General features: G+C 60.7%; 16 protein-coding genes. 10 read left to right on the forward strand and 6 right to left on the reverse strand.

Annotated elements, in window-relative coordinates:
- The first annotated feature begins 120 nt into the window (after positions 1 to 120).
- The gene (locus tag QFZ41_RS15185) at positions 121 to 2,211 is read left to right on the forward strand and encodes a prolyl oligopeptidase family serine peptidase (protein WP_429199517.1); all 2,091 of its coding nucleotides are present in this window, start codon (positions 121 to 123) and stop codon (positions 2,209 to 2,211) included.
- Positions 2,212 to 2,245: 34 nt separating this feature from the next.
- Here the strand turns inward: QFZ41_RS15185 and QFZ41_RS15190 are convergent, their stop codons facing one another.
- The 6 genes from QFZ41_RS15190 to QFZ41_RS15215 form a co-directional block, all read right to left on the reverse strand.
- Complete coding sequence (locus tag QFZ41_RS15190) at positions 2,246 to 2,905, reverse strand: methylglyoxal synthase (protein ID WP_429199518.1); 660 nt, start codon at positions 2,903 to 2,905, stop codon at positions 2,246 to 2,248.
- 308 nt (positions 2,906 to 3,213) lie between these two features.
- The gene (locus tag QFZ41_RS15195) at positions 3,214 to 4,002 is read right to left on the reverse strand and encodes a hypothetical protein (protein ID WP_429199519.1); all 789 of its coding nucleotides are present in this window, start codon (positions 4,000 to 4,002) and stop codon (positions 3,214 to 3,216) included.
- Between the two features lie 1,274 nt (positions 4,003 to 5,276).
- Positions 5,277 to 5,486, reverse strand: coding sequence for a hypothetical protein (locus tag QFZ41_RS15200; protein WP_429199520.1), 210 nt, complete (start codon positions 5,484 to 5,486; stop codon positions 5,277 to 5,279).
- A 278-nt stretch (positions 5,487 to 5,764) separates the two neighbouring features.
- On the reverse strand, positions 5,765 to 6,115 hold the full coding sequence (locus QFZ41_RS15205) for a hypothetical protein (RefSeq protein WP_429199521.1): 351 nt from the start codon (positions 6,113 to 6,115) through the stop codon (positions 5,765 to 5,767).
- A gap of 2 nt (positions 6,116 to 6,117) precedes the next feature.
- Positions 6,118 to 10,401 carry an RHS repeat-associated core domain-containing protein gene (locus tag QFZ41_RS15210; protein WP_429199522.1) on the reverse strand — a complete coding sequence of 1,428 codons (4,284 nt, stop codon included), beginning with the start codon at positions 10,399 to 10,401 and terminating at the stop codon, positions 6,118 to 6,120.
- A gap of 379 nt (positions 10,402 to 10,780) precedes the next feature.
- Positions 10,781 to 11,803 (reverse strand): magnesium and cobalt transport protein CorA, encoded by a 1,023-nt coding sequence (locus QFZ41_RS15215; protein WP_429200255.1) that lies wholly within the window; start codon positions 11,801 to 11,803, stop codon positions 10,781 to 10,783.
- Between the two features lie 232 nt (positions 11,804 to 12,035).
- On the opposite strand from QFZ41_RS15215, the gene tssB reads away from it, so the two are divergent.
- The 9 genes from tssB to QFZ41_RS15260 are packed head-to-tail and all read left to right on the forward strand — an operon-like array spanning position 12,036 to position 21,880.
- On the forward strand, positions 12,036 to 12,548 hold the full coding sequence (tssB, locus tag QFZ41_RS15220; RefSeq protein ID WP_429199523.1) for a type VI secretion system contractile sheath small subunit: 513 nt from the start codon (positions 12,036 to 12,038) through the stop codon (positions 12,546 to 12,548).
- A 3-nt stretch (positions 12,549 to 12,551) separates the two neighbouring features.
- Complete coding sequence (tssC, locus tag QFZ41_RS15225; RefSeq protein ID WP_429199524.1) at positions 12,552 to 14,045, forward strand: type VI secretion system contractile sheath large subunit; 1,494 nt, start codon at positions 12,552 to 12,554, stop codon at positions 14,043 to 14,045.
- Positions 14,046 to 14,073: 28 nt separating this feature from the next.
- Positions 14,074 to 14,580, forward strand: a complete 507-nt coding sequence (locus QFZ41_RS15230) for an Hcp family type VI secretion system effector (RefSeq protein ID WP_429199525.1) — start codon at positions 14,074 to 14,076, stop codon at positions 14,578 to 14,580.
- A 7-nt stretch (positions 14,581 to 14,587) separates the two neighbouring features.
- Positions 14,588 to 15,091 carry a type VI secretion system baseplate subunit TssE gene (gene tssE / locus QFZ41_RS15235; RefSeq protein WP_429199526.1) on the forward strand — a complete coding sequence of 168 codons (504 nt, stop codon included), beginning with the start codon at positions 14,588 to 14,590 and terminating at the stop codon, positions 15,089 to 15,091.
- Positions 15,092 to 15,096: 5 nt separating this feature from the next.
- Complete coding sequence (tssF, locus tag QFZ41_RS15240) at positions 15,097 to 16,962, forward strand: type VI secretion system baseplate subunit TssF (protein WP_429199527.1); 1,866 nt, start codon at positions 15,097 to 15,099, stop codon at positions 16,960 to 16,962.
- Entirely contained in the window at positions 16,926 to 17,963 is a 1,038-nt protein-coding gene (tssG, locus tag QFZ41_RS15245) for a type VI secretion system baseplate subunit TssG (RefSeq protein ID WP_429199528.1), read from the forward strand. The genes tssF and tssG overlap by 37 nt, the downstream gene beginning before the upstream one ends.
- Positions 17,960 to 20,626, forward strand: coding sequence for a type VI secretion system ATPase TssH (gene tssH / locus QFZ41_RS15250; RefSeq protein ID WP_429199529.1), 2,667 nt, complete (start codon positions 17,960 to 17,962; stop codon positions 20,624 to 20,626). Before tssG ends, tssH begins: the two co-directional genes overlap by 4 nt.
- A 1-nt stretch (position 20,627) precedes the next feature.
- Positions 20,628 to 21,227 (forward strand): hypothetical protein, encoded by a 600-nt coding sequence (locus QFZ41_RS15255; RefSeq protein WP_429199530.1) that lies wholly within the window; start codon positions 20,628 to 20,630, stop codon positions 21,225 to 21,227.
- A gap of 14 nt (positions 21,228 to 21,241) precedes the next feature.
- Complete coding sequence (locus QFZ41_RS15260) at positions 21,242 to 21,880, forward strand: hypothetical protein (RefSeq protein ID WP_429199531.1); 639 nt, start codon at positions 21,242 to 21,244, stop codon at positions 21,878 to 21,880.
- Positions 21,881 to 21,886: the final 6 nt, after the last annotated feature.

A 21,886-nucleotide genomic window follows, 5' to 3' on the forward strand; every position in this document is an offset into this window, starting at 1 on the left:
ATACGCGAAACGCAGCCGTCTTCCCTAACCTCGTTCCTACGGTGCGATGAGGCGACGCTTGCGCCCGCCGCTACGCCCCCGTACCGTCCCACCCAAGCACAACCCAAGGGAGCCCCCACCATGAAACCCCTCCTAGCCGCGCTAGCCCTGGCCCTAGCGTCCGGCCCCGTCCTGTCCGCAGACGCCGACAGCACCACCCCCCATCCATTCTCCATCCGCGACCTAGTCATGATGGACCGCGTCGGCGACCCCCAGCTGTCCCCGGACGGCCGCTACGCACTGTTCTCCGTCCGCGCCACGGACTACGCGGCCAACAAGGGAGTCACCTCCCTCTATGTCGTCGATCTCAACAAGCCACCGCAACCGGTCATGGTCGTGGAGAAGGGCTCATCCCCCCGCTGGGCGCCGGACGGCAAGTCGATTTATTACACGGCCCCGAAGGAAGGCACGGCGCAGGTCTGGCGCCGCTCGTTCTATGCCGACAATTCCGGCAAAGGCCTGGCGTTGACGGTTCGTACCGGTGACGTAGTCACAGATGCCCCTCTGGACGTCAATGCCTTTAAGCTGTCGCCGGATGGTTCCAGACTGCTCCTAAGCTACGACGTATTCACCGACTGCCCCGACCTCGCCTGCACCAAGGAGCGCCTGGACGGCCGCGAGAAGGACAAGTCCACCGGCACGGTCTACAACAAGCTCTTCGTCCGTCATTGGGACACCTGGACGGACGGCCGCCGCTCGCAGCTGTACATCGCCGATGCCAATGCTCCTTCGCAGCCAGTACTGCTGAGCCGCGACATCGACGGCGACGTGCCGAGCAAGCCTTTCGGTGGGGACGACGAGTTCTCTTTCTCGCCGGACGGCAAGACCGTCTACTTCGATGCCCGCATCGCCGGCACGACCGAGCCGTGGTCGACCAACTTCGACATCTACAGCGTCCCGGCCGACGGCTCGGCCGCTCCGGTGAACCTCACCGCGGAGAACCTGGCGTGGGACGCCAACCCGCTGGTATCGCCCGATGGCAAGACCTTGTTCTACACGGCGATGAAGGAGCCGGGCTCCGAGGCAGACCGCTTCGGCATCATGGCCCTGGACCTCGCCTCCGGCAGCAAGCGGGAAGTGGCGCCTTCGTGGGATAGCTCCGCCGGAGCCCTCCAGGTCTCGGCCGATGGCAAGACCCTCTACACCACCACCGACGACAAGGGCCAACATCCGCTGTTCGCCATCGACGTGGCGACGGGTAAGGCCAGCGTCCTCGTCACCGACGGCTCGGTGGGTGCGTTCTCGGCAGGCAGTTCAAAGGTCCTGCTGTCCCGCGACGACCTCAAGCGCCCGGCAGACCTCTACACCGCCGACCTGAAGGGCAAGGGCCTCAAGCAGGTCACCCACTTCAACGCCAAGCGCATCAAGGGCGCACAGACCGGCGATTTCGAGTTCTTCACCTTCAAGGGCTGGAACAACGAAACCGTGCAGGGCTACGTGGTGAAGCCGGTCGGCTACAAGCGCGGGAAGACCTACCCGGTCGCCTTCATCATCCACGGCGGTCCGCAAGGCGCGATGACCAACAGCTGGAGCTACCGCTGGAACGCCCAGACCTACGCTGGCCAGGGCTTCGCCGTGGTGACCGTCAACTTCCACGGTTCGACGGGTTACGGCCAGGCCTTCACCGAATCCATCTCGGGCGATTGGGGTGGCAAGCCGCTCGAGGATCTGAAGGCCGGCTGGAGCGCGGCGCTGTCAAAGTACAACTTCCTCGATGGCAACCGTGCCTGCGCCCTTGGCGCCAGCTACGGTGGCTACATGGTCTATTGGATGGCGGGCAACTGGAACCAGCCGTGGAAGTGCTTCGTCGACCACGATGGTGTCTTCGACGCGCGCGCCATGTACTACGAAACCGAAGAACTCTGGTTCGAGGAAAAGGAAAATGGCGGCACGCAGTTCGACCATCCGGAGAATTACGAGCGCTTTAACCCGGTCAATCACGTAAAGGACTGGCGCGTGCCGATGCTCGTCATCCACAGCGGCAAGGACTTCCGCATTCCCGATACCCAGGGTCTGGGCGCGTTCACGGCGCTGCAGCGTCGCCGTATTCCCAGTCAGCTATTGCACTTCCCCGATGAGAATCATTGGGTACTCAAGCCGCAGAACAGCGTGCAGTGGCATGAGACGGTGAATGCTTGGTTGAAGGAGTGGACGGCTCCGGGGGCGAAGTAACAACATGGGGGTGGTCGCCGGTGGCGGCCATCCCTCATAGTCTGTCACCTACCTCGCGCTCGGCAGCCTCCGCCCATCGATATGCCACCGCAGCGCCACTGAAATAAACGACCTCGGCAGTGCTTGCCGCGATAGCCCGTTCGAGAAGCAACATGTCGGCCTCATGCGGATGATTCACGCGCACATCATGGAAGAAGATCACCTGTTGGCATTGCCCCGAAAGCACGAGATCGGCAATCTGCACATCGCCGCCCATTGGGCCGCTTTCGTAGCAGGTGGCCCACGCTTCATCCCGCGACCAGCCCTGTTGTCGAGCGAGATCGTTCAATCGACAACCCGTGGTCCCCGTGCAAATTCGGCGAGAAAAGCTTGATAGCAGCGCAAAGTGCCTCACGACGAATTCCACCATGCAAGGCTTCCATGCGTCGTGCGCAATAAGTGCGATGGCTTGGTGTGCGAATCGGTGACGCGAGCCGGTCAGGGGCCTTGGTGGCAATCCGCAAATAATCCGTTCTGCTTCTATCCACTCCACGGCGGAAGCCGCGGTGATGAGATAGGGCTTTGCATGGATGAGACATAAACGCCTCAGCGCCCGTACCTCGGGGGTCAGGGTCGATTCGTCGCCGGGTGCAGCCAGATGGACGACTCCATCCAAGACGCCACTCCTACCGGTATCGACGATGGCTGTGGCCATTCGTATGACATCGTAAAAATGATTGCCAGGGTAGGACGTCAATGCAGAACGGTCGGAGGGACCACGGATGCGTCGGACGGCGTCGTACGAATCTGCGGGAACACACAAGGTGAGACCCATCTCGCAAATGCCGGCTGCCCATCGATGTAGCAGCCGGTGGAGCGGGGAGTCCTCGCCATCCAGATATTCGCGACTTACGAGAAGCCCTAGTTGCATAGCTCGTCATCCCATCCTTGGGTGAAAGCATGCTAGTGGGAAGATGCTTCCTCGGGAATATCCATTACGTCGTAGGTGCCTCTCAAGTATTTCTACCTTGCCCCTGGTATTGCCGCCCTGCGAACCAACAGAAGGTCATGCTCGGACTCCACAAAGTGAATAAGTCCAAAGGCCGGAAACTCGGCCATGATCCCTCTTTGAAGATACCCCCACTGAGCTTCGGAGTAATCCGGGTCCTCGCCGTATTCTTTCGTGTCGAGAGAGCAGACGACCCGCCCTTCGCTCCCGCCGAGCGTCACTACGTCTCCAAGATGTGCAACTTGTCCATCTGGATACTTCATATCTGCTTGGAGCCAAGTTTGATCAGTACTGTTCGGTAGGAAAGATACCGGGTAAGGTGCAACGGGATCACAAAACTCCTTGATGGAAGCCATGTTTTGCCTGCCCTTAGGTACGATCTGAAGTGCAAGAAAGAAGTTCTGGATCCATGTACTACCGTCTTTGGCAGGGGACTCGGTTGTACGAATGAGGAAGAACCTGCCAAAGTTTTCCATGGTGTAAAGCTCATCTATCCAATAAACGGAAGGTACAGGGGGCTGAGCATTCTGCGGGAACGGCTCCCATTTGCTGATTGCCGATTTGCTGCATAATCTGTACCCCGACGCGCGCAGCTTTGTTCGTACTGCATCGATGTCCTGATATGAATCGCGCTGCGATCTTACGTGAAAAGTTACACCCATGCTCTTGTCGGACTGACGGAGATACGAAACATTTGTCGCGTCCGACGGTATCATCCCATCAAACTGTGTCACACGATCAGAGCACGAGATCGAGGAGATGGCCAGCGCCAGGATCAATACGTCCTGTATCGCACTTTTCATCACCAATGCCGCCCCGTGTCTGAAATGTTGATGTGGTAACTTAACAACGGCATTGGTGTGTTAACCCAATACATGTCGATTACGAAAGGACGTTCGGCGCGCAAGTGTGTTGCTTTGCTACGGAGTGCGCTTAAGCTCGCGACACCAGCGCTAAGTCCTCGTCGGCCTCTTTGTACCACTGGACATCCGCAGTTGATGATTCGACGAGGAACCCGAACTTGAGGTAGGACCATTCTTCCGCCGGGAAGCTTGGCGAATATATATCCTCTGACCGTCCACATAGAAGCCGTGATAGGGAGGGAGCGCCGCGGCGGGAAGTGGAGCATGCATATTTACTTCAACGATGTTCCGCAGTGCTCCTTGCGGTCGTTCGCAGAGCAAGAGCGGCATCCGAGGTAGTGGGCGCCACTTAAGCGATCCGTCCTCGGCCACCACAAGGATGCCGGCGTCGCGACGTGGCGCCATCTCGAACTGATAGCCGGGTGCAAATTCGGCCGATTCAGCGATTCCGACGACCATCATGGCGCCATCGCCGCCATCTACGAAGTCGAAGAGCTTCACGGCGTCTCGCTGTGGATTATTCGTCCTATTACCCACGGTACCTCGGTTTCCTGCTTGAAGACAACAACTATGGCGCCTTAGAACACGCCGATGAGGCGTCCTTCCCCATATGATTGGAAGAGGCGGTATCGTCGGGGTAATTTACAACGCCAGAAAGCTGGCTGCCGCCATTCTTTACAAGAAGCGTCGTATTGTATGTCCAGAAAAGCACAAACCTCTTGTTCTTATTCGCTTTGGTCAGATCAGGAAACCGCTCCGTAAGGTCTATCGAGCCTTTAGCTCGGCCCCAGGGAGGAATGACCATTGCATAAGGGGCCGAGTGTCGGATAGGGATGAGTTGCCGGAACTCACCTCCTGGCATCTCGGACGCCTGCCTCAACGTAAGTCCTGTTGTGTTCTCGCCCCAAGGCATATTGGCAGCATCCGCGTGCAAGGTTGTCGGGCTGCAGTTGATAACGGACATGACCAGCATGACTCTGTCAGAGTCATGCTGGATGTCTATAGCATCAACGACTATGCGTGGCGCATGACTAGCGACTGCATATGGTGCGCCGAGGAACAAAGCAATCAACGTAGTCGATCTGCGACTTTTCCTCAGTGCGTATGTCATTTAGGCCCCCCAGAATTGGACAGATGCATCGCCATCAAATCAGTTATTGCGGTCTGATTTGATGCGACCACGGGAACACGGCTCCACATAGATTGCAGTACTTCTAACGACTGCGTTGAATGTTCGGCGTCTTGGCTCGACGCGCTTCGTAATCACGAACAAGCGATAGGCCGCTCGTCGGAACAAGCAGATCCGAAATGGAATTGGTTTCACTGCCTTGTAACTTTGATTGCTCCTTCAAAATGCTGCTTAACACTTTGAGGTGAGATCGGACCTCTTCAATTTTTCCTGACTCAAGCTGCGCAACGATCATGTCATTCTCGGTTGCCTGCGACAGATCGTGGAGTTGGTTAATGTATAGCCCAATCTCTAAAGCTTTGCTAAATCCGGCCCAATATGAAATCCATCCAGTTAGGAGACTCCCGATGAGAAGAAGAGAACTCCGGATCAATAACTTGGACTTAACTCGCATCTCGATCCTTTGGGTGGTCGACGTCACAAGCAAGCAAGAATTGGCTTCTTCGGAGACGAGAACCGACCTGATTTTTGACGACAGGGAGATCGAATCCATCCTGAAGTAAGGTAGTCATTTTATTTCTTTTCGCGATCATTCGAATTAGAAACTTTGATCAGTGTTAACGCTTCTCGCGGATAGATCGCATAGAGTAGGGCGTCAAAAAAACTGTAATTCGGACTGACTTGTATCTGAACCATTGATTCACCAAGAGAGATGCGTTCCTTAAGTTCATCTTGTGCCTTAGAAATCTTACCTGCAGTGATATTCTCTAAAAGTGCCTTCTGGTCGGATAAGGAACGCAAATTGTCCAGATGATGGGTTTGACTGGCAATCGTCTGACTTTTGAGAAACCCGAGCCAGAAGCAAATCCAGAGTGAGCTTGCCCACAGGACGGTAATTAGAGCAGTCTGAACCGGCCGTTTCACAATCAACCTCCATTGGCCTCAATTGCGCAGTTATCCAACTTAATTCGCCATGCTTCTTCGCACATCGCTACGGTGGGTCCTGGGCACTTCTGGACGCAAGCCTTCATCTTTTCCATAAACGCCGCTTGGCATCCTACGCTGGGATTGCTAGCACCAGGAAGAGGCTCAAGTGGCTTATTAGGTGGGAAAGGCATCGGACACCACTTCGGGCCAGAAATCTTTTTCTCGCCAGTAGGTTCGTTATCGATAGGGCAGAGCCCTGTCGGGTCAATATAGCGTAATGGGTTACCACCTACGTACGCGTAAGTACTTACATCGCCGTCGAGTCCGATGGGGTCGCTCTGAATGTAACGCCCCGATACTGCTTCGTAGTTACGATGGATGTTGTAGTTCAGTCCAGACTCCGCATCAAAGTACTGGCCTGGAAACCGCAAATTTAGTATGTATCCCGGGGTCGATGCTGGCGCTCTTTCGCCGAAGGGATTGTTAGCATAGGCCCACTTCCATTGCACTGCACCGATGTTGTCGGTCACGACACGCGGCGAGCCTAAGTCGTCTGCGTGAATGAACCTGATAGCCAAGGTAGACCCACTGCGATCAATGATCCCGATAGGAAGGTCGTCCAGCCATACATAGTCTCGCGCAGTTCCATCGACGACTTCTGACAGCAGCTGACTCGCTTCATCGTAATCGAACCGAGTAGACGTGCTCCCGACTGTCTTCTGTACACGTTGTCCCAGCGCATTGAGCACATAGCTTCCGACGGTAACCCCGTCTTTCTGGACGACCGCGAGTCGATTGCGCTGGTTGTAGCCATACCCAAACGTCCCACTTGGCAGAACATTCGCGGTCGTATTGCCTCGTGCATCAACCTGCCGCGTCGTGGTGCCTACGGCTACCAGTCGATGCGTGCCCGGCTGGTAGCTATAGGCCCCTGTCAGCAGACCTGGCGCGGCCTTGGACAGGCGATCCCCCGTCTTGTTGTACGTATAAGCTTCGATCGAGCTCCCGCTTGAGCCGTTTACTCCAGTCAGGCGGTACAGCGAGTCGTACCTATAGGTTTCCGATGCTGGTGACGCACCCACTGAATCGCCCAGGGCGGCCACGTTGCCCATGGCATCGCGACCCAGATGCAGCGAGAACGCCGCGCTGGCAATGTCCGTGAGTTGACCATTGGCGTCATAGGTGCGGGTTACAGTCTGACCGTTACCTAGCGTGTACGACGCGATGGGCCCAAAGGGCTGATAAGCGACGTTCGACGCAATGGTCGTCGTCGCACCGCCGAGCGGCGTGGCGGTCACTGTGATGATGCGTCCATTGGCATCACGCGAGTAAGCGACAACGGTGCCATTGGCTGTCGTGATGGACTTAAGCCGATCACCGAGGGTCCACGCGTAGCTGGTCGTCGTAGTCACCGATCCTACGGTCTGCTGCTTCTTGATCACGTTGCCGTGGCCGTCGTAGCAGTACACGATTCCGCCATTGCTTTCGACCACGCGGGTCAGATGGCCTTTACTGAAGCCTCCTGTGCACCCTGTGACGGAATCCGATTCGTCGTAGTGATAGGCGACGTTGAGGGTCGTATCTGGATAGGTCGTTCCTGTGGGGCGCCCTAAAGCGTCATAGGTGAAGGCAGTCGTTACTTGGTTGGCATCCACAGTGCTTATCAGGTTGCCGGCCACATCATACGTTTTCGTGGTCGTCCCGGTATCCGGGCTGTGCAGGCCCGTAATGTTGCCAAAGACATCGATATCGTAGGTGGTGTTAAGACCGTCGGGGTCGCTGAATCCGGTAACCCGATCCAGGGCATCGAAGCTGGTCACTGACTGCGTGTTAGCGGTGGCGCTGTTGGTGCTCTGATAGTCGCGGATGGTGCTCACGAGGCGGTTGAGGCCGTCGTAGGACTGCTTCTGCTGGACAGACAGACCATCCTGACTGTGCACCAGATTGCCGTTGCCGTCGTAGCTGTCGGCGAAGCCCGCGGCAAATACCGTTCGATTCAGGCCGTCCGCCAGGGCGGTGAGTTGTCCCAGGGGATTGAAGGTTCGACCGAGGGAGCGCGTGACCGTTCCAGTCGATGTCAATACTTGCTCGTTGGTGCGATTGCCGGCGGCGTCGAGGGTGTAGTGGATCCGCGCTCCGTTAGCGTCGGTGATATCGGTGAGGCGGTGAGCGGCATCGTAGGTGTAGGTCGTGGTGACACCATCAGGGTCCCGGACCGAATGCACGGTGCCGGTCGGGTCGTAAACGATGGTCGTGACGGCATCGGCTGACGAAGGAATTCCGGATGTATCGGCGCGAACGATCTTCGTTGCAAGCCAGCCGCGCGGTGTGTAGGTGTAGTCGGTCAGGGTCCCGTTCGGATTCCGAACGCGGGTGGGGCGCCCAGCCTTGTCGTACGAGATATAGGTTGTGACCAACCCAGCACTGTCCGTCGTGGACTTGAGGTCACCTAAGCGATGGCAGACTCCCCCTACGGACGTACAGTTGCTTTCATCATTATCTATGTAATAGTTGTAAGAGGTGACGTCTTGGACGTCCGTTCGGGGACCATCGGTAGTTAGCACAAGCCCAACAATGGGGCAGATTACGGTGTCGACTACCTCACAGTATGTATTGAGGCGTTTACGAACACCCGCATGTGCGTCGGTGCTGCTCGTGCATACGTATCCTGGTGCTTTGCGCCAATCGACGTCACACTGTGCAGTGGGTTGCCCCCTACTGTTGTATAACCACAGCGTTCGCGTGAACAAGACATATGAGGCGCCGCTATAGACGCGTCTTTCAACAGGCTGATAGAAATCATTCCAGGTGGTCTGGGTATCCCTTTGGTCACTTGTTCCCGACGCCTCGATCATCTGAGTGGGGAGATGATTGATGTCGTAGGTATATGTCGTTACAACGCCATTGAAGTCCGTCGTTTGCACGAGGTCACCAAGGAGATCGTAAGTTCGGCTTCTGATCGGACCACAGTCTTCGCATGGAGCGCTCAGAGTATTGGCGTAGACACTGCCGCTGACATGCCAGAAGGAGCGGTTTGAAACTCCTCCGAGTGGATCGATGACGGTGGTTGTTCCATCATCATTAAAAGTTAAGTCGTGACGGTTCGCACCATCACCGAGACGTGTGGATATGCCCCGACCAGCCGCGTCGTAGTCGTATGTGGCGTATCGCTGTGATAGTTCGTCCAGAATGCCGGTCAGTAGCGGGTAATTCTGTGGCGCAGCAAGGTGTGCGGCTTCGTTATAAAGAAAGGCACGTGTCGAACCGTCTGGGGTAGACATGGATGCCAGGTAACCGGTTGCGCCGTATCTGTACTGATAGCCTAACCCGTCTGCGGTCGTCACGGACGAGATGCGATTCAAATTGTCATACTGGAATCGAATGGTACGTCCCTGCTGATCTGTGACGATCGAAAGTCTCCGGCCGGTGTTCGGGTCCGTCGGTAATACCTCGTAACTGAGGATCGTACTCGATCCGCTGAAATCATCGACACGAATGAGTGCACCGTCGGCACCATACACTTCTGTCGCGTGGTCGGGGACCCTGCGTAACGTCCATCCGGTGATGGCGCCGTTGTCGTCGTGGATAGAGTTCAGTTGGTCCGAGACGTCTGCCTCGCCGCCCCAAATCCCACCGTTGTATTGGTACGTCCATTCCTGTCCTTCATCGCGTACCGCCACGGCTAAAGGCGCGGTCGCTCCAGATGCAGGTGTGTAACGTATTCGCCGCGCATATGTATAAGTCCAGCGCGGGCCCATCCGAAGGCCTGCGGTTGCGGTATTGCTGTTATAAAAGCGCTGAAAATGGAGCGCTTTGCTCAAGTGAAAATCTTCCTCTCTAACAAATACGTTGCCGGTGCCCGCGTGAATGGGGTCGCCCACGCAGGTTCCGCAGGGCGGCGGGCCTGACGGCTTGGCCGGTGAGGGTGCAGGAGTACCCTCACATTGCCAATCCTTGACCATGCTGTGAAGGCCGCCCCATTGAGCCCACGTAAAAGAGAAGGTGCCGTTTGAACCTACTTGGGCATACGGGTTTACGGTGGCATGACAAGCCTTTACCAGATATTCGGGGTTAGGCTCGCTCATCGTTTTGGCTTGTTCCTGGGTACACCAAGCCGCCACGCTCTGGTAGTCATTTGGCGGCGGTGATGAGCACCATTGGCTGCTTGCCACTGCCTCATGTCCCCAGAGGAGCATCCATGCAGCAATCAGAATTAACACTGACCTTCGTGCCATGAAAATCGAACGGCGTGTCGACTCGCCGTTGAAAAATGCGGATGTCATGACTTTCCCCTGATTCGCCATCGACAAAGCGACGGTCATTGATTATGCGGAGCATAATCTCCCTCGTTGGAGAATGTCTGTAAGGGAAATCTGACAAGGGGCCATTAGCTTTCGGCATCCGTTTGTTCCGGACATCTGACTATACGTACTGTCGCTTACGACGCAGTTTTTGCAGGAGCTGGCTTTGACCATATGACAAGTTTCGAGTCAGAAGTATCTAGTACCCTCTTTGACTCGGGGCGACCATGGGATGGCCGCTGTCCGCGGTAGCTACGCCGATGCGATAGACCAGCCAAGCCAGGACAGCATTCCTAAATGTTCAAGCATTTGTAGTCCTAGTCGATGCTTAGGCTGTTAGGGTCGCTAGTGGCTAAACCGGTCAAAACCAACGATTCCGCTTCAAAGCAATAAATATCCCACCCACAATACAAGCCACCAAACACGTGATCGCCGGATAAGCCCAAGGCTTATCCAACTCCGGCATGTGTGCGAAATTCATCCCATACCAGCTCGTAATCAACGTAGGCGCAGCCAACATCGCCGCCCACCCGGCCAGCTTCTTCATCACCTCATTCTGCCCGAAGGTGACAAGCGCCAGGTTCACGCTGATCGCCGCCCCAAGCATCTCGCGCATCGCCGAAATCGATTCGTTGACGCGAAACACATGGTCGTAGATATCGCGGAAATAAGCCCGCAACTCGTCATGGATCAAATGCGGATGCAAACGAACCAGCTGCGCCACGAGGTCCTGCAGCGGCACGACCGCCAGGCGCAGGGTCATCAGTTCACGCTGCATGTCGTAGAGGCGCTTGATGGTCTGGCGGTTCAGCGTTTCGGCGAAAATATCGTTTTCGAGCTCGTGCAGTTCTTCCCGGAAATCCCGGACGATGGGCAAGAAGTTATCGACGATGAAGTCGAGCACGGCGTACAGCGCATAGCTCGGACCCATGGCCAGCAGTTCCGGCGATTGCTCGCAACTACGCCGAGCCGGCGCATACGACAACGACGCGCCATGGCGCACCGTCACGAAATAACGCTGCCCGACGAAGATCTGCGTTTCACCGAAGGCGATGTTGCCGCCGACCAGCTGCGCCGTTTGCGCCACGATGAATAGCGAGTCGCCATAAGCCTCGATCTTGGTGCGCTGGTGCGCGTGCTGGGCATCTTCGATGGCCAGGTCGTGCAGGTCGAATTCCTCCTGCAGTTTCAGCAGCAATGCTTCGTCGGGCTCGTGCAGGCCGACCCACACGAAGGTGTCCGGCTCCTTCAGCACGTCGCTGATGGCTTCGATGGTGATGTCGCCAATGCGCTGCCCGTTGTTCCGGTAGGCCACGCAGTTGACGACCATGCCGCCCGAGACGGGGGCGGGTGCGACTTCAGGGAGGATCGAGACAGATGCCATGGCGGGCATGATGCCGGTCGGCATGTGACGCGGCAATGCGTTGCTGCGTGGTGCCGTGGCGATCCGGCGCCGGAAAGTTGCGTCGTGAGGCATCACATCTCCTTATGCCTCATATACCCACGAACGATTTCAGCTCCCTGCGGCACTGGCCGACAATGGCCGCTCGATTGACAGTGTGAAATAAAACTGTCAGGCCGATTCATTGCATCTATTGCAGCCGTAGGAAAAAACGATGGCCAAGCAGAGCAGCCAGAAGTTCATCGCCCGTAATCGCGCGCCACGGGTCCAGATCGAGTACGACGTCGAGCTCTACGGGGCGCAGAAGAAAGTCAGCATCCCCTTCGTGATGGGCGTGATGGCCGACCTCTCCGGGGCGAGCGCCGGCGACCTGCCTCCGGTGGAAGAGCGCAAGGCGCTGGAGATCGACGCGGACAACTTCAACGAGCGCCTGGAATCGGCCCGGCCGTCGCTCGCCATCGGCGTGCCCAACACGCTGACGGGCGAGAACAGCCTGAATGTCGAGTTGACCTTCGCCCACCTCGACGATTTTTCGCCTGCGGCGATCGCGCGAAACGTGGAGCCCCTGGCTAAGCTGCTCGAGGCTCGCACCCAGTTGGCCAACCTCGGCACCTACCTGGACGGCAAGGCCGGGGCGGAAAAGCTGATCGCCCAGGCCATACAAGACCCCGCCTTGCTGGCGGCCCTGGCGGCTGCGCGCCACCCCACCGATTCGCAGGAGGGCTGAGCCATGGCCACGCAACAGACCCAGGCAGCCGAGGTGCTCGCCGACACCGTCGAAGGCAACGACTTCGCGGCCCTGCTCAACAAGGAGTTCCGTCCGAAGAGCGAGCGCGCCCGGGCCGAGGTGGAATCCGCCGTGCGTACGCTGGCCGAGCAGGTGCTCGACCACGCCGACATGGTCTCCGACGACGTTACCCAGACGATCAACGCCTATATCGCCGAGATCGACCGCAAGCTCAGTGAGCAGATCAACCTGATCCTGCACCACCCGGAATTCCAGAAACTGGAAGGCACCTGGCGTGGCCTGCATCACCTCGTGACGAACACCGAGTCCGATACGCAGCTGAAGATCCGCGTGATCAACCTGTCGAAGAACGAGCTGGGCCGCACGCTGAAGCGGTACAAGGGCACGGCGTGGGACCAGAGCCCCGTCTTCAAGAAGATCTATGAAGAGGAATACGGCCAACTGGGTGGTGAACCCTATGGCTGTCTCATCGGCGATTACTACTTCGACCACAGTCCGCAGGACGTCGAACTGCTTCGCGGCATGTCACAGGTCGCCGCCGCTTCGCATGCGCCGTTCATCGCCGCCGCCGCCCCGGGCCTTCTCGGCATGGACGGCTGGAACGAACTCGCCAACCCGCGTGACCTCGCGAAGATCTACACCACGCCCGATTACGCCGCATGGCGCTCGCTGCGTGACAGCGAGGACGCGAAATACGTGGCCCTCACCATGCCGCGCACGCTCGCCCGCCTGCCTTACGGCGCGAAGACCGATCCGGTGGAGGACTTCGACTTCGAGGAAGATACCGGCGGCGCCGATTCCTCGAAGTACACCTGGCAGAACGCCGCCTATGCGATGGGCGTGAACATCAACCGTTCGTTCAAGCAGTACGGCTGGTGCACGCGCATCCGCGGCGTCGAGTCGGGCGGCATCATCGACAACCTGCCGGCGCATGTCTTCCCGACCGACGACGGTGGCGTGGACATGAAGTGCCCGACCGAAATCGCCATCACCGACCGCCGTTCGGCCGAACTCGACAAGATGGGCCTGATGCCGGTGGTGCACCGGAAGAACTCCGACATGGCCGCCTTCATCGGTGCGCAGTCGCTCGCCCGGCCCGAGGAATACGACGATCCGGACGCCACGGCCAACGCCGCGCTCAGTGCGCGTCTTCCCTACATGTTCGCCTGCTCGCGCTTCGCCCATTACCTGAAGTGCATCGTGCGGGACAAGATCGGATCGTTCAGCACGCGCGAGCAGATGGAGAACTGGCTCACCAGCTGGATCCTCAACTACGTCGACGGCGACCCCGTGAACTCCAGCGAGGAAACCAAGGCGCGCAAGCCGCTCGCCGCGGCCCAGGTGGTCGTGGAGGAGGTGGAGGGCAACCCGGGTTACTACACCTCGAAGTTCTACCTCAAGCCGCATTACCAGCTGGAAGGCCTGACCGTCTCGCTGCGTCTGGTCGCCCGCCTGCCTTCCGGCAAGGCCGCCTGATTCCACACTCCTTTGAGGAAAGCGTTCCATGGCATACGACATGCACATCAAGTTCGGCCCCGGTCAGGTCTCGATCGAGGGCGCGTCCAACCACGCCAAGCACAAGGGCCAGGTCCCGATCATCGCCTGGGCGTGGGGTGCGAGCAATTCCGGAAACCTGCACACCGGCGCCGGCTACGCCTCGGGCGGCAAGGCCAACGTGCAGGACATCACGATCACGAAATTCGTCGACTCCTGTTCCAATGCGTTGCTCAACGCCTGCTGCACGGGTGCGCGCGTGGACAGCGCCACACTGTATGTCACCAACGCCACGGGTGAGCAGACCGACTTCCTCACCATCGAGTTGAGCGAAGGCGTGATGGTCACCTCCGTGTCGACGGGTGGCAGCGGCGGCGACGAGCGCCTCACCGAGAACATCACCCTGCATTTCGGCAAGTTCAAGTACTCGTTCCAGCCGCAGAACGACAAGGGCAAAGCGGAAGGCGGCACCAAGGACTTCACCTATGACATGCAGCAGGTGAAGGGCCAGGCCTGATCCACCCATGGCCGAGCTGACCACCCAGGAGCGGCTCCAGCCTTCGTTGCTGGACCGCCTTCGCGATGACGAACCGCACGTGACGGAGGAAAGCCGCGAAAAGCGCGTCATGACCGCGGCGCGCCTGCGCGAGTACGTCGTGCGCGACCTCGGCTGGTTGTTCAACTGCACGCGGCACTGGTCGCAAGAAGACCTGGCGGGGCTGCCGTACGTGGAGGACTCCGTCCTCGACTACGGCGTCCCCGATCTCACTGGTGCGGCCATCGCGGGCATGGACATCGAATCGCTGGGCCAGCGCCTGCGCGCGGCGATCGTCGCCTTCGAACCACGGCTCGACCCGGCCACGCTGCATGTCGACGTGCAGGCGGACACGACGCGGATGGACCGCCTGACGCTGTCCTTCCGGATCGAATCGACGATGTGGGCGCAACCGTTGCCCCTGAATCTCTACCTGAAGACCGAGGTCGACCTGGAAACCGCACGCTTCAGCGTTTTCGACGGTCTCGGCTGAGCATCATGGATCCCAGACTGCTTCGCTACTACAGCCAGGAACTCCAGCACGTCCGCGAGACGGGCGCGGAGTTCGCGAGCGCCTATCCGAAGATCGCCGGCCGCCTTGGCATGGAGGGCATGGAGTGCGCGGACCCCTATGTCGAGCGCCTGCTGGAGGGGTTCGCGTTCATGGCCGCGCGCGTGCAGATGAAGCTGGATGCGCAACATCCCGCGTTCACCCAGCACCTGCTGCGCATGCTTTACCCGCACTATCTCGCACCTGTCCCCTCCATGACCGTGGTGGAGATGACGCCCGACGGTGCGGAGAGCCTGCCGGTGGATGGACACCTCGTGCCGCGTGGCAGCGCGTTGCGCAGCCAGATCGGTTTCGGCGAACGGACCGCCTGCGAATACCGCACCGCCCATGCCGTCACCTTGCTGCCGCTGGAGCTTCGCGAAGCGCGTTACCTGGCGAGCCCCGCCGCGATCGCGGCCGCGGGGTTGTCACCGTCCGCGGGCACGTCGCCCCGCGCGGCCTTGCGCCTGCGCTTCCAGCTCGGTGCGGGCGCGCGGCTCGACGCGCTGTCGTTCGACGAACTGCCCCTGTTCTTCGCTGGTGGCGGGGACTTGCCCGGGCTTCTCTATGAGCAGGTCCTGGGCAATGGCCTGGGCTTCTCGGTCATCGCCGCCGATACGAACCGCTTCGTCGAGCAGGCACGCATCGAGGCGCGCGGCTTCGCGGAAGACGAAGCCTTGCTGCCGGTCTCCGATCGCTCGTTCAGCGGCTACCGCTTGCTGCAGGAATACTTCGCCTGCCCGCAACGCTTCCAGTTCGCGGCGTTCACCGGCCTGCGCCGTGTGTTGCAACAGTCGTCGGCGGGGGAGTTCGATATCGTGGTCTGGCTGGACCGCTCGGTGCCGCGCCTGGACAACGCCGTCGACGCCTCTTACCTGCGCCTGTTCTGCACACCGGCGATCAACCTGTTCCCACGCCGCGCCGATCGCATCCATCTTCGCGATGGCGCGGCCGAATACCACGTGCTGGCCGACCGGGCCCGTCCCATGGATTTCGAGGTCGTCGAGGTCGACGACGTCCAGGGTTTCGGCGACAGCCAGGAGCCGGAGCAGAACTTCCATCCCTTCTATGGCGGGCAGGAACGAACGTGGCACGATCCCGCGGCCGCGTTCTACACGTTGCGCCGCGAGCCGCGTCTCGCCTCCACGCGGCAACGGCGCGACGGCCCGAGGTCGAGCTACACGGGCGGCGAAGTGTTCTTGTCCCTGGTCGACGGGCGCGAGGCACCGTATGCCAGCAGCCTGCGCCAGGTCGGCATGCGGCTGCTTTGCAGCAACCGTGATCTGCCGCTGCACATGCCGGTGGGGAAGGGACGTACGGATTTCCTGCTCGACACCGACGCCCCCGTGCGCAGCGTGCGCTGCCTTGCGGGGCCCACGCGTCCAAGGCCCGCGATCGCCGAAGGGCAGGCGGCGTGGAAGCTCATCAGCCACCTGCAGCTCAACTACCTCTCCCTGCTGGAGCACGAGCAGGGGGCGGTGGCGCTGCGTGAAATGCTTTCGCTCTACAGCGACGAGAACGATGCGGCCTCGCGCCGCCTCGTCGAGGGCGTGCGTGACGTGCGCTCCGCGCCGATCGTCCGCCGCCTGCCGATCGCCGGTCCGGTCACGTACGGACGTGGCCTGGAGATCCGGCTCACCTGTGAGGAACGCGCCTTCGAAGGCACCGGCACCTTCCTGTTCGGCTCCGTCATGCAGCACTTCTTCTCGCGGTACGTCTCGCTGAACTCGTTCACCGAAACCGTACTGCATACCCTGGAACGCAACGAGGTGGCCCGGTGGACGGCTCGATCCGGCACGCGCCCGATCCTGTGACGCTGCTCGAAGCGATACGCGCCGAACCGGGTTCCTTCGACTGGTTCGACGCGTTGCGCCGTATCGAGTGCGTGTATGACGATCGCCCCAGGCTTGGCCGTTCGGTCCGGCCGGCGGACGATCCCGTGCGTCTGGCGCACGCGCCCTCGCTCGCCTTTCCCCCGCACAGCATCGATAGCGTGGACACGGAAGGCGAGACGCCGCGAGTTCATAGCCTGATGCTCGGGTTATGGGGGCCGAATGGCGGTTTGCCGTTGCACCTCACCGAATACGTGCTCGAACGCGAGCGCACGGCGCGGGACCGCACGTTCACGGCATTCGCGGACGTGTTCCACCACCGAATGCTGAGTCTTTTCTACCGCGCCTGGGCCGACGCACAACCCACCGTGCAGATGGACCGCCCCGCTGAGGACGCCTTCGCGCACTTCCTCGGTGCATTGGCCGGCATCGACAGTCCCGCACTGGCTAACCGCGATGCGCTACCCGACCGCTTCCGCCGGTACATGGCGGGACGCGTCCTGTCCCAGGCGAGGAATGCCGAAGGCCTCGTCGCCTTCCTCGCCGCGTTCTTCGCCGTGCCCGTGCGGATCGAGGAATTCGCGGTGGCATGGCTCGTCCTCCCGGAGGACGGGCGTCTGCGCATGGGCGGCGGCATGGCGACGCTGGGCACCGCGACGGTGCTGGGTACGGCCGTGCGCGATGCGCAACACCGGTTCCGTCTTCGCATCGGCCCGGTAAGCCTGTCCGACTACCGCCGCTTCCAGCCGGGCGGCGAGGCGCTGCGTGAACTCGTCGCCGCGGTCCGCTTCTACGCGGGCGACGAGAAGGACTGGGACCTCCAGGTGATCCTACGCCGCGACGAGGTGCCGCTCACGCACATGGGCCGCTCGGGACGGCTCGGCCTGTCGTCCTGGATGGGCCGCTTCCCCGGCCCCGGCGACGCCGACGACCTCGTGCTGCAACCCCTCTCCCTATCGAATCGCCTAAGGATGCCGTCGTGACCGACATCAGCCGTGCCGCCCTGTTCGGCAAGCTCAACGCCATCGCCTACAAGGCGATCGAAGGCGCCACCGTGGCGTGCCGTCTGCGTGGCCACCGTGAGGTGGAACTCGTGCACTGGTTGCAGCAGATTCTCGGTCTGGCGGACTCGGATCTGCACCGCATCGTCCGCCATGCGGGCATCGACCCGTCGCGTCTCGCCCGCGACATCACCGATACGCTCGAGCGCCTGCCCGGCGGCGCCTCGTCGGTGAGCGACCTGTCGGCGGATATCGAGGAAGCCGTCGAGCGCGCCTGGGTCTATGCGACCTTGCGCTTCGGCGAAGCGCAGGTGCGCACGGGATACCTGATCGCCGCCATCGCGAGAACGCGCCGCCTGAGGCATGTGTTGACCGGGATCTCACCCGAGTTCGACAAGCTACGCGCCGAGGCCCTTCTCGACGACCTGCCGCGCATCGTCGCCGGCTCGCCGGAGGACCGCCTCGGTGCCAACGATGGTTTCCGCATCGATGGGCGGCCACGCGGCGACACCAGCGAACCCGCCCCGGCCGCGCTCGGCAAACGGGAAGGCTTGCAGCGGTACACGGTCGATCTCACCGATCAGGCGCGTGCCGGCAAGATCGATCCCGTGGTCGGTCGCGACGAGGAGATCCGCCAGGTCGTCGACATCCTCATGCGCCGGCGGCAGAACAATCCCATGCTGGTCGGTGAAGCCGGCGTCGGCAAGACGGCCGTCGTCGAAGGTTTCGCCCGACGCATCGCCGAAGGCGACGTGCCACCCGCGCTTCGCGAGGTGGAATTGCGCGTGCTCGATGTCGGCCTCCTGCAAGCCGGCGCGAGCATGAAGGGTGAATTCGAAAGCCGGCTGCGCCAGGTGATCGACGAGGTGAACGCCTCCGAACGACCCGTCATCCTGTTCATCGATGAAGCACACACCCTGGTCGGCGCGGGTGGTGCGGCGGGCACCGGCGACGCCGCCAACCTGTTGAAGCCCGCGCTCGCCCGCGGCAACTTGCGCACGATCGGCGCCACCACCTGGGTCGAATACAAGAAGCACATCGAAAAGGACCCCGCGCTGACCCGCCGCTTCCAGACGGTGCACGTCGGTGAGCCGGACGAAGCGCGCGGCGTACTCATGTTGCGCACGGTGGCGGGCGTGATGGAGGCGCACCACGGCGTGCAGGTGCTCGACGAGGCGATCGAGGCGGCCGTGAAGCTTTCGCACCGCTACATCCCAGCACGACAATTACCCGATAAGGCCGTAAGCCTTCTGGATACGGCGTGCGCCCGGGTGGCCGTGAGCCAGCACGCCATTCCCGCGGCGGTGGACGACAGCCGCAAGCGCATCCATGCGCTCGAGACTGAGTTGGCGATCATCGCGCGCGAAAAGACCGTGGGCATCGACGTGGCCGAACGCGAGGCCGCCGTCACCGCGAAGCTGTCCGACGAGCGCGTGCGCCTGGATGCGCTCGAAGCGGGTTGGGCGGAGGAGAAGCAACTCGTCGGTCAGGTGCTCGCCTTGCGTGCCCGGCTGGGTGAGGAAGGCGCACTCGACGAAGCCGGCCGGGCGGCCGCGCTGGACGAACTTCGTCTCCTGCAAGCGAGCCTGGCCGAACGGCAAGGCGAGACGCCGTTGATCCTGCCCAGCGTGGATCAGCAGGCCGTGGCCACGGTGATCGCCGACTGGACCGGCATTCCGGTAGGCCGCATGTTGCGCAGCGAACTCGAAACGGTGATGAACCTGGGCAGCCTCATGGCACGCAGAGTCATCGGCCAGGACCATGCGATGGAAGCGATCGCCCGGCGCATCCAGACGTCCCGCGCCGGCCTCGACAATCCCGACAAACCCATCGGCGTCTTCCTGCTCGCAGGCACCTCGGGCGTAGGCAAGACGGAGACGGCCCTGGCACTGGCCGAGACCCTGTACGGCGGCGAGCACAACCTCATCACCATCAACATGAGCGAGTTCCAGGAAGCCCACACGGTCTCCACGCTGAAGGGCGCGCCTCCGGGTTACGTGGGCTATGGCGAGGGCGGCGTGCTCACCGAAGCCGTGCGCCGCAAGCCGTACTCGGTCGTGTTGCTCGACGAGGTGGAGAAGGCCCACCCCGACGTGCACGAGATCTTCTTCCAGGTCTTCGACAAGGGCGTGATGGAAGACGGGGAAGGGCGGACCATCGACTTCCGCAACACCCTGATCATCCTGACCAGCAACGTCGGTACCGAAACGATCGCCCGCCTGTGCGGGCGCGACGGCGGCGTGCCGGACCCGGACGACATGGCGAGCGCGCTGCGGGCGCCACTGCTCGATGTCTTCCCGCCGGCCCTGCTCGGGCGCCTCGTCGCCATTCCCTATTACCCATTGAGCGAGTCCATGCTGGAACGCATCGTCCGCCTGCAACTGGACCGCATCAAGCACCGCGTCCAGTCGCGTTACCGCGTTCCCTTCGCATATGACGACGAGGTGGTCGGCAGGGTGGTCTCGCGCTGCACCGAAGGCGAATCCGGTGGCCGCATGATCGACGCGATCCTGACCAACACGATGCTTCCCGACATCAGCCGTGCCTTCCTCGAACGAACGATACGGGGTGAAGCCGTGCAGCGCGTGGAGATAGGCGTCGCGGACGGCGGCTTCACTTACCGCTTCGAAGACGGGGCGCACTGATATGACGATATCGCTGACATTGACGCCCGAGGCCTACTCGCGCTTCCTCGTCGCATTCCGGCAGGCCAATTTCGCGAACGTTCCGCTCCGGTCGGAGATCGACGTTTCGTATGTCGACGACGATGGATTGGGCCACTCGTACTTCTATCGCACGCCGAATTTCGAGTTGTTCGCGTACAGCCACGGAAATGGCCCGCGCATCGTGCTCACCGACTACAACTACAAGGAAAAAGACCTGGCCGGAAAGGCCGGGCGCGATGATTTCAAGCACGCGCTGGCACGGGGCGCCAGCGGCGGAACACAGATGAATCCGGACCTGGCAAAGGTGGTGGCGCTGACGTCCGAGGCCGCCCGGTCGCGCCTGGTCGAGAAGATCATGCGCGGCGTGGTCGGCGACCGCCAGATGGCTGATCTTCCTGCCCTCAAGAAGGTGTTCAACGACTACAGCAAGGTCGCGACGTTCTGCCGGTATCGGTTGGGGACGAACAGCTACTCACCGACCTGGCGCCCCGTCGATGCCAGCGATTACTTGCGCTACTACACGCACAAGGATTTCAGCGGTGATCGCCAGAAAATGTTGAACAACATCTACACGCTTTAGTTCGGGACGTACTCATGGCCAACGGAAATCACGTCTTCAACGACTTCGAGAGCTGCATCGTCTCGTGCTTCGTCCTGCTTCTCGAGCAGTACAGGCTCGAGTGCCACTTCAATGCGTTGAATGGAAGCGGCGGTGACGTGGCGGAAGGGCGCCGTGTCATGAACTCGAAGTTCGCCACCTCGTATCCCTTGCTGCTGGAGATAAGGGCACATCCGCGCATGAGGGAACGAAGCTGGATCCAGGACGACGAGCGCGTGGAAGCGAATGATCACAACTCGATCGAGTTCGGCAAGAAAGCGAAGGACTTCAAGGATGTTTTCTATAAGTGGGTGTGCGGCTTGCCTGCCGACCCCATGATGGCCTGGCGCGACATGGTGAACGCGGGCCAGGATCCGGCCGCGCGCAAGGGATTCATCGAGGGAAGTTCGCTGGCGCAGGCGCCGAAGAGCAGCGATGCGCGAAAGGAACTGTGCAGGCAGGTGGAGCTGTTCATCCGTGGCGATCTCACGCGGCTGGTCGCGAAGTGGCTCATCGCGATCAGGCAGGATCTGTCGACCGCGGGGACGGTGGAGTACGCCGGTGACGAGACCGCGTGGCGAAACGTCCTGAGGCGCGGGCTCGCCGGCTGGTCCGCCGAACCGTCGGCTCGTTGATCCGGC

It is taken from the genome of Luteibacter sp. W1I16, assembly GCF_050434905.1.
Classification (GTDB): domain Bacteria; phylum Pseudomonadota; class Gammaproteobacteria; order Xanthomonadales; family Rhodanobacteraceae; genus Luteibacter.

Coding starts and splice junctions, on each gene's coding strand:
- tssB (WP_429199523.1), top strand. CDS start 12,036: ATGGCCAAGCAGAGCAGCCAGAAGTTCATCGCCCGTAATCGCGCGCCA.
- tssE (WP_429199526.1), top strand. CDS start 14,588: ATGGCCGAGCTGACCACCCAGGAGCGGCTCCAGCCTTCGTTGCTGGAC.
- QFZ41_RS15215 (WP_429200255.1), bottom strand. CDS start 11,803: ATGGCATCTGTCTCGATCCTCCCTGAAGTCGCACCCGCCCCCGTCTCG.
- QFZ41_RS15230 (WP_429199525.1), top strand. CDS start 14,074: ATGGCATACGACATGCACATCAAGTTCGGCCCCGGTCAGGTCTCGATC.
- QFZ41_RS15190 (WP_429199518.1), bottom strand. CDS start 2,905: ATGGCCACAGCCATCGTCGATACCGGTAGGAGTGGCGTCTTGGATGGA.
- tssC (WP_429199524.1), top strand. CDS start 12,552: ATGGCCACGCAACAGACCCAGGCAGCCGAGGTGCTCGCCGACACCGTC.
- QFZ41_RS15185 (WP_429199517.1), top strand. CDS start 121: ATGAAACCCCTCCTAGCCGCGCTAGCCCTGGCCCTAGCGTCCGGCCCC.
- tssF (WP_429199527.1), top strand. CDS start 15,097: ATGGATCCCAGACTGCTTCGCTACTACAGCCAGGAACTCCAGCACGTC.
- QFZ41_RS15260 (WP_429199531.1), top strand. CDS start 21,242: ATGGCCAACGGAAATCACGTCTTCAACGACTTCGAGAGCTGCATCGTC.
- QFZ41_RS15255 (WP_429199530.1), top strand. CDS start 20,628: ATGACGATATCGCTGACATTGACGCCCGAGGCCTACTCGCGCTTCCTC.
- QFZ41_RS15210 (WP_429199522.1), bottom strand. CDS start 10,401: ATGACATCCGCATTTTTCAACGGCGAGTCGACACGCCGTTCGATTTTC.
- QFZ41_RS15195 (WP_429199519.1), bottom strand. CDS start 4,002: ATGAAAAGTGCGATACAGGACGTATTGATCCTGGCGCTGGCCATCTCC.
- QFZ41_RS15200 (WP_429199520.1), bottom strand. CDS start 5,486: ATGATCGTTGCGCAGCTTGAGTCAGGAAAAATTGAAGAGGTCCGATCT.